Genomic DNA, 14,291 nt, shown 5'->3' with positions numbered 1-14,291 from the left:
CAGCAGGCCCGTCGCGCCCTCGACTACCTGGTCGGCTTCAACCTCTCTCCGGTGCTCTGGCGCAAGGTGCAGCGCGGTCTCTCGGCAGGACGCGTGCAGTCGCCGGCCCTGCGCATGATCGTCGAGCGCGAGCTGGAGATCGAAGCCTTCACGGCCCGCGAGTACTGGACCATCCAGGCCAACATGGCGCATCCGCAGGGTGATTTCGACGCCCGGCTGGTCAAGCTCGACGGCAAGAAGTTCGAACAGTTCGACCTGACCAACGAGGCCGATGCCACGGCCGCCCGCGCGGCGCTGGAGAAGGCGGCCGCCGGCAAGTTCACGGTCGGCGAAGTCACCAGCCGCGAGCGCAAGCGTCGCCCGGCGCCGCCGTTCACCACGTCCACGCTGCAGCAGGAAGCCGCCCGCAAGCTCGGCTTCTCGACCAGCCGCACCATGCGCGTGGCCCAGGGTCTCTACGAGGGCGTGGCGCTCGGCAGCGAAGGCAACGTCGGCCTGATCAGCTACATGCGTACCGATTCGGTGGCCTTGTCCGACGACGCCGTGACCGAGCTGCGCGAACTCATCGCGCGCGAATACGGCAAGGGTGCCTTGCCCGACGCCGTCCAGGTCTACAAGTCCAAGTCCAAGAACGCCCAGGAAGCGCATGAGGCGATTCGACCCACCTCGGCCATGCACATGCCGCGCACCGTGGCGTCGTTCCTCAACGACGACCAGCGCAAGCTCTACGAGCTGATCTGGAAGCGCACCGTCGCCTGCCAGATGGTCCATGCCACGCTCAACACCGTCTCGGTGGAGTTCCCGGTCGGTGAGTCGGCGTTCCGCGCCACCGGTACCACCGTGATCGATCCGGGCTTCCTCGCCGTGTACGAGGAAGGCAAGGACCAGAAAACCGAGGACGACGACGAGCAGCGCCGCCTGCCGCGCCTGGCCCAGGGCGATGTCGTGCCCGTGGCCGCCGTCGTGGCCGACCAGCATTTCACCGAGCCGCCGCCGCGCTTCTCCGAAGCCAGCCTGGTCAAGACGCTCGAGGAATACGGCATCGGTCGCCCTTCCACTTACGCAAGCATCATCCAGGTGCTGCTCAGCCGTGAGTACGTGCTCCTGGAGAGCCGTCGCTTTCGTCCAACGGACGTTGGTCGTGCCGTAAGCCAGTTCCTTTCCGGTCATTTCGCCCAGTACGTGGATTACGACTTCACCGCCCGCCTCGAAGACGAGCTCGACGCGGTGAGCCGCGGCGAAGAAGCCTGGGTGCCGCTGCTCGAACGCTTCTGGCTGCCGTTCAAGACCCTCGTGGACGACAAGACCGAATCGGTCGATCGCAACGAGGCCACCGGAGCGCGCGAACTCGGCGAAGATCCCAAGAGCGGCAAACCGGTCTCGGTGCGTCTGGGCCGCTATGGTGCCTACGCGCAGATCGGCACCAAGGACGACGAGGCCAAGCCGACCTACGCCAGCCTGCGCCCCGGCCAGAGCATGCACACCATCACGCTCGAGGATGCGATGGAGCTGTTCAAGCTGCCGCGCAACCTCGGCCAGTCCGAGGCGGGTGAAGACATCACCGTCGGCGTCGGCCGCTTTGGTCCTKTCGTGAAGCAGGGCAGTACCTATGCCTCGCTCAAGCCCGAGGACGACCCGTACACCATCGAGCTGCCGCGCGCGCTCCAACTGGTGCAGGAAAAGCTCGAGGCCATCGCCAACCGCATCATCACTGACTTCGGTAACGACATTCAGGTGCTCAACGGCCGCTATGGCCCGTATATCACCGACGGCGAAAAGAACGCGCGCATTCCGAAGGACCGCGAGCCGAAGACGCTGACCCTGCCCGAGTGCATCGAGCTCCTTGCGGCCGCGCCGATCAAGAAGCCGCGTGGCGGAAAGGCGGCAAAGAAGACGGCCACCAAGAAAGCCGCGGCCAAGAAGGCGGCGACGAAGAAAGTCGCTGCTCCGAAGGACGCCACGGCCAAGAAGACAGCCGTGAAGAAAACGGCGGTGAAGAAGACCGCCACCAAGAAGGCAGCGACGAAGAAGACGGCGGCCAAGAAAACGGCGGTGAAGAAGGCGGCGGCCAAGAAGGCGCCGGCCAAGACCGCCGCCGCCAAGTCGGTTTCCCCGTCCGTCGACTGACATGCGCCGCTTCACTACGGCCACGGTCGACGCCGCTGCCGCGCTCGTGCGCGGCGGTGGCGTTCTCGGCTACCCCACCGAGGCCGTGTATGGCCTTGGCTGCGATCCGCATGATCGTGATGCCTTCGATCGCCTCTTCGCATTGAAGGGTCGCCCCGCGACGCAGGGCGTGCTGCTCATCGCCGCCGACTTCGAGCAGATCGCGCCCTACATCGACCTGGCTGCTGTGCCGCCGGCCGTGCTCGACGAGGTCCGCGCCTCGTGGCCCGGGCCCCATACCTGGATTTTTCCGCGTAGCGGCCATGTTCCTGACTGGGTGGCTGGCGCGCATGCCGGCATTGCCCTGCGCGTGACAGCRCATGCCCCCGCGGCCGCGCTGTGCCGCGCCTTCGGTGCCCCGCTGGTCTCCACCAGCGCCAACCCCCATGGGGACGCACCGGCGCGAGACGTTGCCACGCTGGAACGTTACTTCGGTGATCGCCTTGACGGTGCGCTCGACGCGGCACTCGGTGACCAGGAGCGGCCCACCACCATCCGTGACGCCCTCAGCGGCGCTATCATCCGCGCCTGAGAGGGGGAGTAAGCCGTTGTCGATCGTCCATTCCGAGATTTCCGGGCGCCCGGGCGCCTCGCCGTTGCCGTTGCTTGTCGGCCCGCCTTCCCGCGTGGTCGCGTGGCGCGACGGGCATGCCGTGACGGCGGCGACCTTCCTCGGCCACGTACACCAGGTGGCGGCGAAGCTTCCCGAAGCCGACAGCGCGGTCAATCTTTGCGAAGACCGCTACGCCTTCCTTGTCGCCTTCGCGGCCCTCGTGGTGCGTGGCCAGACCAACCTGCTGCCACCCTCGCGCGCACCCCACGCCGTCGATGAAGTCATGGCGAATCATCCCGGTGCCTATGCCATCGGTGAGCTCGACCTGTCGCCCGCACCCCCCGGCTACCTCCGCATGCCGGAGCTGGACGACGTGCTGCCGGCCTGTGGCGGCATCCCGTCGGTGCCAGCCGATGCGGTGGTCGCGATCGGCTACACCTCCGGGTCGACCGGCAAGCCCAAGCCCAACGTGAAGACGTGGGGCAGTTTCGTCGCCAGCAACGCGGGCAATGCCGCCATGCTCGGTTTGGCCATTGGCGACGCGTTCCATGTCGTCGCCACGGTGCCACCCCAGCACATGTACGGCATGGAGATGTCCGTGCTGATGCCCCTGCTTTCCGATGTGAGCGTGCATGCGGGACGGCCCTTCTTCCCGGCGGACGTGGCGAGCGCACTGGCTTCCTTGCCCAAACCGCGCGTCCTGGTGACGACGCCGGTGCACCTTCGTGCGCTGATTGAATCCGGTGTCAGCCTGCCGCCGCTGGCGGCCTTTGTTTCGGCAACGGCGCCCATGCCGGTCGAGCTGGCCACGTCGGCTGAACAGCGTTTCGGCGCGCCGTTGCATGAGGTCTTTGGCTCCACCGAAACCTGCGTATTCGCCAGCCGGCGCACGGCCGTCGACGAGGATTGGCAGCTCTACGACGGCGTGGTGCTGCATCCGCAGCCGGACGGCACGCTGGTCGATGCACCGCAACTGGCCGAGCCCATTGCCCTGGCCGATATCGTTTCGCTGCACGACGAAGGGCGTCGTTTCCGTCTTCGCGGGCGCAACACCGATTTGCTCGAGATCGCGGGCAAGCGCGCTTCGCTGGGCGACCTCAACCGTCGTCTGCTCGCCATCGATGGTGTGGACGACGGCGTGCTGTTCCAGCTGGACGACGGCGATGCAGCAGGCATTCGCCGCATTGCCGGCCTCGTCGTCGCACCCACGCTGACCGTTGACGCCGTGCTCAACGCGCTGCGCCATGCGATGGATCCGGTGTTCTTGCCCCGGCCCCTGCGCCTGGTCGACGCGCTGCCGCGCAACGAGACCGGCAAGCTGCCGCGCGTGCAGCTTATCGAACTGCTCGGCATTCGCTGAGCGCGCCCTCCGTGGCGCCGGGTAGAATGCCGGGTTCAAAGCCTGGAGACACCCCATGAAAGTCCTCGTTATCGGCGGCGGCGGTCGCGAACACGCGCTGGCCTGGAAGCTCGCTCAGTCCGCCCGCGTGGACGAGGTGATCGTGGCGCCGGGCAATGCGGGCACCGCGAAGGAACCGGGGCTGCGCAACGCGCCCGTGGCCGTGACCGATATCGAAGGCTTGCTGGCCCTGGCAAAAAATGAGGGCGTCGAGCTCACGGTCGTCGGGCCGGAAGTGCCGCTGGTCGCCGGTGTGGTGGATCGCTTCACCGCCGATGGCCTGCGCTGTTTCGGACCCACCGCCAAGGCGGCCCAGCTAGAAGGCAGCAAGGCCTTCGCGAAGGACTTCCTGGCCCGCCACCGTATTCCGACCGCGCACTACGCCGTATTCACCGAACTGGCGCCGGCGCTTGCTCACGTGCGCCAGATCGGAGCGCCCATCGTCATCAAGGCCGACGGCCTTGCGGCCGGCAAGGGCGTCGTCGTGGCGATGAGCCTGGACGAGGCAGAGGCGGCGCTGGAAGACATGCTCGGCCAGCAGGCCTTCGGCGACGCATCGTCGCGCGTGGTGATTGAGGAATTCCTCGACGGCGAGGAAGCCAGCTTCATCGTCATCGCCGATGGCAAGCACGCGTTGCCGATGGCGACCAGTCAGGACCACAAGCGTCGTGACGATGGCGACCTGGGACCGAATACGGGCGGCATGGGTGCCTACTCGCCCGCGCCCGTCGTGACCGACGCGGTTTCTGCCCGTGTCATGCGCGAGATCATCCAGCCGACGCTCGACGGCATGGCGGCCGACGGCGCCCCCTTCACCGGATTCCTCTATGCGGGCCTGATGATAGACAAGGCCGGCGTGGCCAAGGTGATCGAGTTCAACGTGCGCTTCGGTGACCCCGAGACGCAGCCGATCATGCTTCGCCTCACCTCCGATCTCGTCGACCTCATCGAAGCGGCGCTGGACGGCGATGTCACGGCGGTGCGCGCCGAATGGGATGCGCGCCCTTCGCTCGGCGTCGTGCTCGCCGCGGGCGGGTATCCCGGCAAGGTGCGTGCGGGAGACGCGATTGAAGGCGCGGATACCGATTTTGGTGCGAACGTCAAAGTCTTCCACGCAGGCAGCGCGCTCGCCGCGGATGGGCGGGCGGTCACCGCCGGCGGTCGCGTCCTTACGGTCTGTGCCGTCGGCGACGACCTCGCCGCCGCTCGCGCGGCAGCCTATGCCGCGCTGGCGACCGTGCGCTTCGAGGGCGCGTTCTATCGCCACGACATCGCCCATCGCGCTCTGGCGCGGGGCTGACCGCACCCTGCGGGGGCTCGGGTACACTCACCGCGAATAAACGGTGGGTGGTCACGGAATGTCCCAGTTCAAACTTCTCGGCACGCGCCGCTTTGCGCCCTTCTTCTGGACGCAGGCGCTCGGCGCGTTCAACGACAACGCGTTTCGCAATGCGATGGTCATGCTGGTCGCCTTCCAGATGGCCTTGCCCGACGCACAGGTGTCGCTCTACACGAACCTCGCGCCTGCGCTGTTCATCCTTCCGTATTTCCTTTTCTCCGCGACGGCCGGGCAGATCGCGGAGAAGTTCGAGAAGACGCGACTCATTCGTTACGTGAAGCTATTCGAGATCGCGGCGATGGTCGTGGCCGCGATAGGCTTCTTCACGCACCACATTTCATTGCTGCTCGTGGTGTTGTTCCTGATGGGCATGCACTCGACCATGTTCGGGCCCATCAAGTATTCGATCCTGCCGCAGGCCCTCCAGCGCGATGAACTGGTCGGCGGCAATGCGCTGGTCGAGATGGGCACGCAGCTGGCCATGCTGGTCGGCATGATTGTCGGCAACTCGCTGATGCTGATCGCGGGCTATGGCACGTTGGCGGCGTCGCTGACGACCATCGCGATTGCCGTGACCGGCTACTTCGTAAGCCGCTCCATTCCCGCTGCGCCAGCCACGGCGCCGACATTGAAATTCAACTGGAATCCTCTAAGCGAAACCTGGCGTGTGCTCAAGCTCACCCACGAGGACCGCGCCATCTTCAACGCGGTGCTTGGTATTTCCTGGTTCTGGTTCTTCGGCACCGTGATGATCGCGCAGCTGCCGAATTACACGCGTCACGTGCTCAGCGGCGACGGCTCGGTGAACACGCTGGCGCTCACGCTGTTCTCCATCGGCACCGGTATCGGCTCGCTGCTCTGCGAGCGGCTCTCCGGCAAGCGGGTGGAAATCGGTCTCGTGCCGATCGGTGCCTTCGGCCTGACCGTGTTCGCGGTCGACCTGTTCTTCGCGCATCCGCTCGTACCGGCAGGCACGACCCTCGGCTGGACCGCCTTTCTGGTGGCGCCGGGTGCGTGGCGGGTCGCGCTGGACCTCACCATGATCGGCGCGTTCGCGGGTTTCTACGTGGTGCCGTTGTTCGCCTTCGTGCAGAGCCGCGCCCCACGGGAACGCCTGTCGCKSATCATCGCCGGCAACAACATCGTGAATGCGCTGCTCATCTGCATTGCGTCGGGGTTCGGCATTGGCCTGGCGGCGCTCGGCTTCAGCGTGCCGACGATCTTCCTCGTCACCGGCCTGATCAACATCGCCGTCGCGGTGTATATCTTCACGCTGGTCCCCGAGTTCATGATGCGGTTCATCACCTGGATCCTCGTGCATACGCTTTACCGCGTGCGCGTGGACGGGCTGAAGAACGTGCCGGACGAAGGCGCCGCGCTGGTGGTTTGCAACCACGTGAGCTTCRTGGATCCGCTGATCCTCATGGCCAGCGTGCGTCGGCCCATGCGCTTCGTCATGTACTACAAGATCTTCAACATCCCGGTGTTGAACTTTGTCTTCCGGACCGCGAAGGCGATCCCGATTGCCGGACGCAACGAGGACCCCGCACAGCTGGCGCGGGCGTTCGAACTCATCGACGAGGCGCTGGCCGCGGGCGAGGTGGTCTGCATTTTCCCCGAAGGGGGCCTGACCAAGGATGGTGGCATCGCGACGTTCCGTCCGGGCGTCGACCAGATTCTTGCGCGACGGCCGGTGCCCGTCGTGCCACTGGCGCTGCGGGGCATGTGGGGCAGCATCTTCAGCCGGCACGACAGCGCGCTGCGCCGCTCACGTCTGCCGCGGCGCTTCTGGTCGAGGATCGAGCTGGTGGGCGGCTCACCGCTACCGGCGGGCGAGGCGAATGCGATCGTGCTGGAAGCGCGGGTGGGCGAGCTTCGCGGCGACAAGGCCTGAGTCAGGCGACCCAGGCGGCGAGGACGATCACGGCGACGACGGCAAGCCAGACGATGAGTACGCGGCGGATCACCCGTCGCGCATCTTCGAGTTCGGCGACCGGGTCGCTGACGTCCTGGACGTAGCCGTCGCCCGCCTCGACGTCGGCATCGACACCGGCGCGAGCGACCGCACCGAGGAAGTCCGGGTCAAGACGCGAACGCGGGCTTCCCGACGTGTGGTGCCACTGTTTCCACGCACCGATCACGGCGTCGAAATCCGAGACCAGGGCCATGGCGAAGACCATGAGGTGGGCGGGAATCCARTCCAGCGCATCGCCGACGCGCTGCGCAGCCGTGCGGGTGGCGCTGTCGAGCGCGAGCGAAGCGTCGCGGCTGAGGATCTGCGCCAACCGGTAGCCGAGGCCGCCGGCCGGGCCGAGGAGAAGAAACCAGAGCAGCACACCGAACCGGCGGCGAAGGGCGCCGTAGAACGCTGCCTCGACGAGCGCCGGAGCGAACCAGGTCAATGCTTCCTCGTCGTGACGCAGACCGGCCATCGCTTCGTCGCGGCGCAGCGTGTCGGGCGCGCGCAGGATGGCATCGATGTCGGTTTCGATCTCACGCGGGCCAAGTGCGTAGACCAGCACGGCGATCGAGAAGACCAGCCACGCAAGGTCGAAGAAGGGGAGGGAGGCAAGCAGGCCGGCGAAGATCGCAGCGGCGACGACGGGCACGAGCAGGATGACAGCGACGCGGCCGGGGCCGGAGGTGTCGCCCAGGCGATTTACCCAGCCGCGAAACCAGCGGTCGTCACGCCACCGCGCAAGCTGCGGCACGCTCCAGACAATGACGAGGGCGATGAGAACGGCGAGGAGACGTAGAGCCATGGCGAGCGCGATCCGCTGGTCGATGCCCCGATTGTAGGGGATCAGCCCCGGGGCGGCGCACTCGCGATGAGTTCATCGAGGCTGATGCCGCGCAGGCCAAGCCAGTGCTCGATCAGTCGGTAGGACACGGAAAGCGGCGGCGGTACGCCGAGCGCGCCCGTGGCCATGCCGGTCACGATATCGTCCACGGAGAACCAGCGTGCGTCTTCGAGTTCGTCGTCGCGCAGGTGGATCTCGCGCGTCTTCGCGGTCGCGGTGAAGCCGACCATCAAAGACGCAGGCAGCGGCCAGGGCTGTGATGAGTGGTAGGTCGCATGCAGCACTTCGATGCCGGACTCTTCGCGCACTTCGCGTCGCACGGCGTCTTCCAGCGACTCGCCCGGTTCGATGAAGCCCGCCAGTGTGGAATAGCGTCCGGCGGGCCATCCGCGCTGGCGACCGAGCAGGCAGCGATCACCGTCTTCGACGATCACGATGATCGCGGCGTCGGTACGCGGGAAATGCATGTGAGCGCCATCGGGATTCGTGCATTGCACGCGATGGCCGGCAGCGACCACGAGGGTCGGCGCACCGCACTGGCTGCAGAACCGGGTTTGGCGCTGCCAATGGGTGATGCCCTTGGCGAAGGCGAACAGGCCCGCGTCGAACGCGGAGAACACGAGGCCCGCTTCGCGCAGCGACACGCGGCGCGAGCCGGTCAGCGTCGTGAAGATCTCGGCCTGCGCTTCGTCCACGACGAGCGCGAACCATGCGATGTCCCCGGAAAGTCCGAGAAACGTGGCGGGAATATCGCCGAAACGCTCGCTGCGCACGGCGGGTGCCATCCATCGCGGCGCATCGTCGTCGCGGCACGCGAAGGCCTGGCCATCGCTGTCGAGGACAAGGAAGCGGCTGCTCGCGTTGCGTTCGAGTTCCTCGACCCAGAGTCGATCGTCACGACGCTCGGCCATGCGGTCGATGTCGATGCCCGCGAAGACGTTCTCGCGAGCGCGCACGGCCACGGCCCGGTCACGCTCCTGCTCGATCGTCACGCCGTGCAGCCGCTCATGCGCTGAATGACGAGCCGCAACCGCAGGTCGTCTTCGCATTCGGATTGCGGATGACGAACTGGGAGCCGCTGAAGGACTCCGCGTAATCGATCTCCGCGCCCGTGAGGTACTGCAGCGACAGGGGATCGACGACGAGCGTCACACCTTCGCGCGAGACCGCGAGGTCGTCTTCGGCCTGGTCTTCGTCGAAGGTGAAACCGTATTGGAAGCCCGAGCAACCGCCGCCGCTGATGTACACGCGCAGCTTGAGGCCGGGATTGCCTTCTTCCTCGATCAGCTGGTGCACCTTACGGGCAGCGGCCTCGGTGAAGGTCAGAGGCGCACCAGCGGACCGGTAGTCCGGGGACGGCGCCATGGGGAAGGGGTTGTTCATGCCACCCATAATGGCGCCGTTCGGCGTCAGGTCAAGCCTCGGCGGGCACCGGGGCGGCCTCGATGGCGGCCTGGGCCAGCTGCCGGACCGTGGCCGGGGCGCGATGGATCATTTTGCCGTTGACCTGGGCGCCGGCGATCATTTCCAGCACCTGGTACTGAACGTCGCCATCGATCCGGGCCAGCGGGGCCAGTTCCAGGCGCTCCGACACCTCGATATCGCCCGTCACGCCGCCGTTGATCACGGCGTGCGGTACCTCGATGCGACCGATAACCCGGCCCGTCTCACTGATGGTGAGTACGCCGTCGCCACCAGGATCCGCGTGCACCGACCCTTCCACCACGCCGTCGAGGTGCAGGGTGCCGCTGAATTGCACGTCGCCGCGAATGGTGACGCCACGTGCGATCAGGCTGGTGGCGGGGGCACCGACCGAGGGAGCCTGGTTCTTCCGGTTACTGCTGAACATGGTTGACCTCATCGTTTCGGGTGGCATCTTCCCAGGGAATCGTACTGGTGACCGGCTCCTCGCCTTCGGCGCTGGCGACGATGCGCAGGCGTGTCGGCTTGAACCCGGCCGGCAGGGTGAAGCTCCCCTGGATCTGCTGGAAATACTTGAAGGAGAACGCAAGGCTCTGGGAGGACGTGGCCTGACCTAAGGTCGCGCCTTCGAGCGTCGCGACCTTGTTGCCCTGGATACCTTCCACGGCCAGGGTCAGGCTGCCTTTGAGCACGTCGCCACGCCGCGCGTTCTGGGTCAGGGTGATCACGAGGTTCCAGCCATTGGACGAACCCTTCACCGGCTCGGTCCGGGCCCCCTGGACCTTCAGGCCATCGCGTTGGCCGTTTCCGCCGACAAGGCGCGAGTAAAACGCGAGGTCAGTGCGCAGCCCGCTGATTTCTTCGTCGCGCTCRGCCAGGTTTCGCTTCAGCTCTTTCGCGGCAATGCCGGCGACCTGGCCTGCGCGCTGCAGGTTCGCGACCTGCTGGCGCAGATCCTCGTTCTCGGCGCCCAGGGCGCGGGTACCGATCCGGTTCGCCACCGCAGCGGGGGCGTGGCCACCCAGCATCCAGGCGAGCAACCCGACGACGACCAGGCTGGCCGCCCAGCCGCCAAGCAGCATGACGCGCTTGCGGCCCTCACGAACGGTGTCGGCGAGGGTGCGCACGACGAATCGCGGCGGATGCCTGGGGGCCATGGACGATTCCGTGGAGAAGGCGTGAAGGCCGGATGGTATAGCCCGCCCTTCCCTTCAGGGTCAACCGACCCGCTCACAAAAAAGCCGCCTCACGGCGGCTTTTCTAGGATCGAGCAGGCGGCGCTCAGTCCGACAGCTTCCCGACCTTGCTCAGCATGTAGCGCTCGGGACCGATGTCCGAGATAAGGCTGAACTGCGTCTCGAGCCAGTCGATGTGCTCTTCTTCCTGGCCAAGGATGAACTTGAACAGGTCGCGGCTGACGAAATCGTGGATGCCTTCGCTGTAGGCAATGGCTTCGCGCAGATCCTTGGTCGCGATCATCTCGAGGTCGAGGTCGCCCTGGAGGGCCTCAACCACGTTTTCGCCGATGCGCAGCTTTCCCAGGTGCTGGAGGTTCGGTAGGCCGTCGAGGAAGAGGATCCGCTCGATCAGTTTGTCCGCATGCTTCATCTCCTCGATCGACTCTTCGTACTCGTGCTTGGCGAGTTCGTTGTAGCCCCAGTCCTTGAACATCCTGTAATGCAGGAAGTACTGGTTGATCGCGGCGAGCTCGTTATAGAGCACCTTGTTGAGGAATTCGATGACCTTTGCGTCGCCCTTCATGAGGGGTCTCCCTGAGTATTCAGCCTCGACTATACGGCGCCGCGAAAGGGCGTGACGAAACGAGAATGAAGACGGTTCGCGTCCGCGAATACGCTACGAAAGCGCTCAGGCGGGGGTCGGCAGGAAGGTCAGAACGGACCGCGTCTGTTCGACGGCCTCGCGCAGGCACTGGCGGGCTTCCGGTTCGCAGGCTCCGCAGCAATCCGAGCAGCCGGTGCGGGCCTGAAGCTGGGCGAACGATTCCACGCCCTCGGCCGCGGCGCGGCGGATGGCGTGATCGGTGACGGCGTTGCACATGCAGATGTACATGGGTGCGCATTCGAATACGAATGCGAACGATTGTCAACTACATAGTTGTGAAGACGGGCGGATGTCCGGACGTTATTCGCCGCCACGGGCCAGTCGCAGCGCCTCGGCTTCCTGGGGGCAGGTGCCCACCGTGACCGAGCAGGTGACTTCCACCGTGGGCGCGAACTGACGCAGGGCCCGTTCGTAGACCTGCCGCTTGAAGTTCACGACATGGTTGGCCGGGTACCAGAAATCCACCCATCGCCATAGGTCGAACTCGGGCTTGTCGCAGGCGTCGAGCTTCAGGGCGTCCTCGCTGCCAGTCAGCCGCAGCAGAAACCACACCTGCTTCTGGCCGATGCAGGTCGGCCGCTGGTGATGGCGGACAAAGCGGCTGGGCAGCCGATATTTCAGCCAGCCGCGGGTTTCGGCCAGGACTTCGACATGGTGGGCATGTAGACCGGTTTCTTCTTCCAGCTCGCGGTACATCGCCTCCAACGGCGTTTCGTCGCTGCGCATGCCTCCCTGGGGGAACTGCCAGCCGTCACGATTCACCCGGCGCGCCCAGAACAGGCGGCCGTCCCCGTTGAGGAGAACGATCCCTACATTCGGTCGATAGCCATCAGCGTCGATCATCCGCCCTCCGCGAACGTGCCGCGCCAGCCGGCGGTGGCCGGATTCACGCGATACGGCCGATTCAACCACACCGCGAGAAGCGTGTACAAGGCGCCACTTGAACGGAAGGCCCGTGCCGATTAAACTGCCCGGCCTTCGTGAGCCCGTCTCGCGAACGACCAGGTTTCACGGCTAGGTAGCTCAGCTGGTCAGAGCGCGGCACTCATAATGCTGAGGTCGGCGGTTCGAGCCCGCCTCTAGCCACCAGAAGAAAAAGAAGGCCGCGCCCCCTGGGCGCGGCTTTTTTCTTGCACGCCGTCAGGAGTCAGGCGGCCGGAAGGGTGTGGGCCTCGGTCACGTCCTCGACACGGGGCGGATTATCCAGGACCGCCCGAGCCAGCTCGATCACGTTATGCACCCGCAACTTGGCCATGAGGTTGGCCCGGTGCAGCTCGACGGTCTTCGGACTGATATTGAGCTCGCCGGCAATGACCTTGTTGAGCTTGCCCTGCATGATGCCGTCGAGAACCTGGGACTCGCGGCGGGTGAGTCCGACGTCGGGTCGCAATGAGGCCAGGGAGTTTGACGCCGGCTCGTCAATGGCCGGCTCGTCCTCGGGAAGGGGCATCAGGAATACGGCCTCGAAGGCGCCGGACTGTGCGTCGATGGCCTGCCGTGTCATGCGGAACCGCCGGGCAGGAGCGTGCCGGTCACGAAAGATCACTTCGCCAGCGTCACCACTCGGTTCCAGGTGGCTGTCGATCCATGCCGGCCCGGCGCGTCCACGGCCGATGCCGAACTCGCTTAAGAAGGCCCYGTTGACCATGACCACGCGCCCGCCGTCGCGCTGCCAGACCGCGCAGGGCCAGGGCAGGGCGGCGAGCACTTCCTCGGCCAGCCCGCAAAGAAGCGTGCTGCCCGGCGAACCACGTCCAAGGCTCATGAAGCCTCCCGGTTGCTGTGGTTGGCGAAGCCCCCCGGCTCCGCGTTCGTCGTTACCTAATCCATGGTTATCCCATGAAAGCGGCAGGATCATGCCCGTCATAAGTAAAACTGCGAACCCGGTCGTGAAGGGCCCATTGACGGAAATCGTTTACGTAACTGTCCGTTACAATAGGCGGTCACTCCTTTGATCCGGCTCCCATGCGCATYTTCAAGACATTCAACATCGAGGCGGCCCATCGTCTGCCGAATGTGCCCGAAGGGCACAAATGCTCGCGACTTCATGGGCATTCGTTCCGCGTAGAGCTGCACGTGGACGGTCCGATCGACCCGGTTTTCGGCTGGGTCATGGATTTCGGCGACCTGAAGGCACACTTCCAGCCGCTTTACGATCGCCTCGACCATCACTACCTCAACGATATCGAAGGCCTCGATAACCCCACCAGTGAGAACCTCGCCCGTTGGATATTCGAGCGCCTTCGCGTCGATGTACCCGGGCTGGCCCGGGTCGTGGTCCATGAAACCTGTACGTCGGGCGCTGAGTTTTCCGCCGACATGGCGTAAACGCGGGAACAGTACGAGAGGCAAAAGCTGCCTACGCAGGAATTCGCGGTTGCCGCGCTGCAGCAGACGGGTCTACACTCCGGCACCTCCCCGTTCCCCAGCGGTCATATCGATGTCTCACGCAAGCGGTTATGCCGATTTCGCCCGTTTCGTCGAACAGGCTACTGCCGCGCAGGCGCTTGCCTGGCGTGGGATGGAGCGGGTCGCCGATCTCCATCTCCAAGCCCTGGAAGGCCACGCTCGCGCAGCTACCGGCCTGATGGCCGACGCGATGTCCGCGACCGATGCGAGCGCGATGCGCGCGTGGATGGCGCGCAGTGGGGATCTGCAGCGTGAAGGTGTACAGCGCGCCGCGTCCGCCGCCGGCGACATATTCGATGTAGCCGTGGAGACGGCTACGTCCCTCGGCGCACTGGCAGGTCAGCCCGCCCGGGCCTGACC

16 protein-coding genes and 1 tRNA gene are annotated in these 14,291 nt (G+C 65.7%); 8 read left to right on the top strand and 9 right to left on the bottom strand.

All coding sequences use genetic code 11. From position 1 onward, the window contains the following. The 5 genes from topA to AC1DT2_RS06145 all read left to right on the top strand — a co-directional run. A partial coding sequence (gene topA / locus AC1DT2_RS06165) for a type I DNA topoisomerase (protein ID WP_477295153.1) occupies window positions 1-2,127 on the top strand: 2,127 nt, incomplete at its 5' end. Window position 2,128: 1 nt separating this feature from the next. Then, on the top strand, window positions 2,129-2,698 hold the full coding sequence (gene tsaC / locus AC1DT2_RS06160) for an L-threonylcarbamoyladenylate synthase type 1 TsaC (protein ID WP_213948920.1): 570 nt from the start codon (window positions 2,129-2,131) through the stop codon (window positions 2,696-2,698). A gap of 16 nt (window positions 2,699-2,714) precedes the next feature. Continuing rightward, entirely contained in the window at window positions 2,715-4,079 is a 1,365-nt protein-coding gene (locus AC1DT2_RS06155; RefSeq protein WP_477295151.1) for an AMP-binding protein, read from the top strand. A 55-nt stretch (window positions 4,080-4,134) separates the two neighbouring features. Beyond that, complete coding sequence (purD, locus tag AC1DT2_RS06150) at window positions 4,135-5,418, top strand: phosphoribosylamine--glycine ligase (RefSeq protein ID WP_477295149.1); 1,284 nt, start codon at window positions 4,135-4,137, stop codon at window positions 5,416-5,418. A gap of 58 nt (window positions 5,419-5,476) precedes the next feature. Then, window positions 5,477-7,351: an MFS transporter gene (locus AC1DT2_RS06145; protein ID WP_477295147.1), complete on the top strand. Its 1,875-nt coding sequence runs from the start codon at window positions 5,477-5,479 to the stop codon at window positions 7,349-7,351. Between the two features lies 1 nt (window position 7,352). On the opposite strand, the gene AC1DT2_RS06140 is transcribed toward AC1DT2_RS06145, so the two are convergent. The 8 genes from AC1DT2_RS06140 to AC1DT2_RS06105 all read right to left on the bottom strand — a co-directional run bounded on the left by AC1DT2_RS06140 (window position 7,353) and on the right by AC1DT2_RS06105 (window position 12,365). Then, window positions 7,353-8,219, bottom strand: coding sequence for a beta-lactamase induction protein (locus AC1DT2_RS06140; RefSeq protein WP_477295145.1), 867 nt, complete (start codon window positions 8,217-8,219; stop codon window positions 7,353-7,355). A gap of 41 nt (window positions 8,220-8,260) precedes the next feature. Continuing rightward, complete coding sequence (nudC, locus tag AC1DT2_RS06135) at window positions 8,261-9,250, bottom strand: NAD(+) diphosphatase (RefSeq protein ID WP_477295143.1); 990 nt, start codon at window positions 9,248-9,250, stop codon at window positions 8,261-8,263. A gap of 13 nt (window positions 9,251-9,263) precedes the next feature. Beyond that, window positions 9,264-9,641: an iron-sulfur cluster insertion protein ErpA gene (gene erpA, locus AC1DT2_RS06130; protein WP_477295141.1), complete on the bottom strand. Its 378-nt coding sequence runs from the start codon at window positions 9,639-9,641 to the stop codon at window positions 9,264-9,266. Between the two features lie 31 nt (window positions 9,642-9,672). Then, a complete protein-coding gene (locus AC1DT2_RS06125; RefSeq protein ID WP_477295139.1) occupies window positions 9,673-10,107 on the bottom strand; it encodes a bactofilin family protein in 435 nt (144 codons plus the stop codon). Then, a complete protein-coding gene (locus tag AC1DT2_RS06120; protein WP_477295137.1) occupies window positions 10,094-10,837 on the bottom strand; it encodes a DUF6776 family protein in 744 nt (247 codons plus the stop codon). The genes AC1DT2_RS06125 and AC1DT2_RS06120 overlap by 14 nt, the downstream gene beginning before the upstream one ends. A 124-nt stretch (window positions 10,838-10,961) precedes the next feature. Continuing rightward, window positions 10,962-11,441, bottom strand: a complete 480-nt coding sequence (gene bfr / locus AC1DT2_RS06115) for a bacterioferritin (RefSeq protein ID WP_046966945.1) — start codon at window positions 11,439-11,441, stop codon at window positions 10,962-10,964. 105 nt (window positions 11,442-11,546) lie between these two features. After that, on the bottom strand, window positions 11,547-11,750 hold the full coding sequence (locus AC1DT2_RS06110) for a (2Fe-2S)-binding protein (RefSeq protein WP_063571184.1): 204 nt from the start codon (window positions 11,748-11,750) through the stop codon (window positions 11,547-11,549). A 72-nt stretch (window positions 11,751-11,822) separates the two neighbouring features. Further along, window positions 11,823-12,365, bottom strand: coding sequence for an RNA pyrophosphohydrolase (locus AC1DT2_RS06105; RefSeq protein WP_107910717.1), 543 nt, complete (start codon window positions 12,363-12,365; stop codon window positions 11,823-11,825). A gap of 169 nt (window positions 12,366-12,534) precedes the next feature. Between AC1DT2_RS06105 and AC1DT2_RS06100 the strand changes: the two genes are divergently transcribed. Continuing rightward, window positions 12,535-12,611, top strand: a tRNA-Met gene (locus tag AC1DT2_RS06100). Between the two features lie 58 nt (window positions 12,612-12,669). On the opposite strand, the gene AC1DT2_RS06095 is transcribed toward AC1DT2_RS06100, so the two are convergent. Further along, the gene (locus AC1DT2_RS06095) at window positions 12,670-13,287 is read right to left on the bottom strand and encodes a LuxR C-terminal-related transcriptional regulator (RefSeq protein ID WP_477295134.1); all 618 of its coding nucleotides are present in this window, start codon (window positions 13,285-13,287) and stop codon (window positions 12,670-12,672) included. A gap of 200 nt (window positions 13,288-13,487) precedes the next feature. On the opposite strand from AC1DT2_RS06095, the gene queD reads away from it, so the two are divergent. Further along, window positions 13,488-13,850 carry a 6-carboxytetrahydropterin synthase QueD gene (gene queD / locus AC1DT2_RS06090; protein WP_477295132.1) on the top strand — a complete coding sequence of 121 codons (363 nt, stop codon included), beginning with the start codon at window positions 13,488-13,490 and terminating at the stop codon, window positions 13,848-13,850. 112 nt (window positions 13,851-13,962) lie between these two features. Further along, on the top strand, window positions 13,963-14,289 hold the full coding sequence (locus AC1DT2_RS06085) for a phasin family protein (RefSeq protein WP_477295130.1): 327 nt from the start codon (window positions 13,963-13,965) through the stop codon (window positions 14,287-14,289). The last annotated feature ends 2 nt before the right edge of the window (window positions 14,290-14,291 follow it).

This window comes from Luteibacter sp. P4_E6 (assembly GCF_056401535.1).
This window is presented reverse-complemented; position numbering and strand designations above follow the sequence as displayed.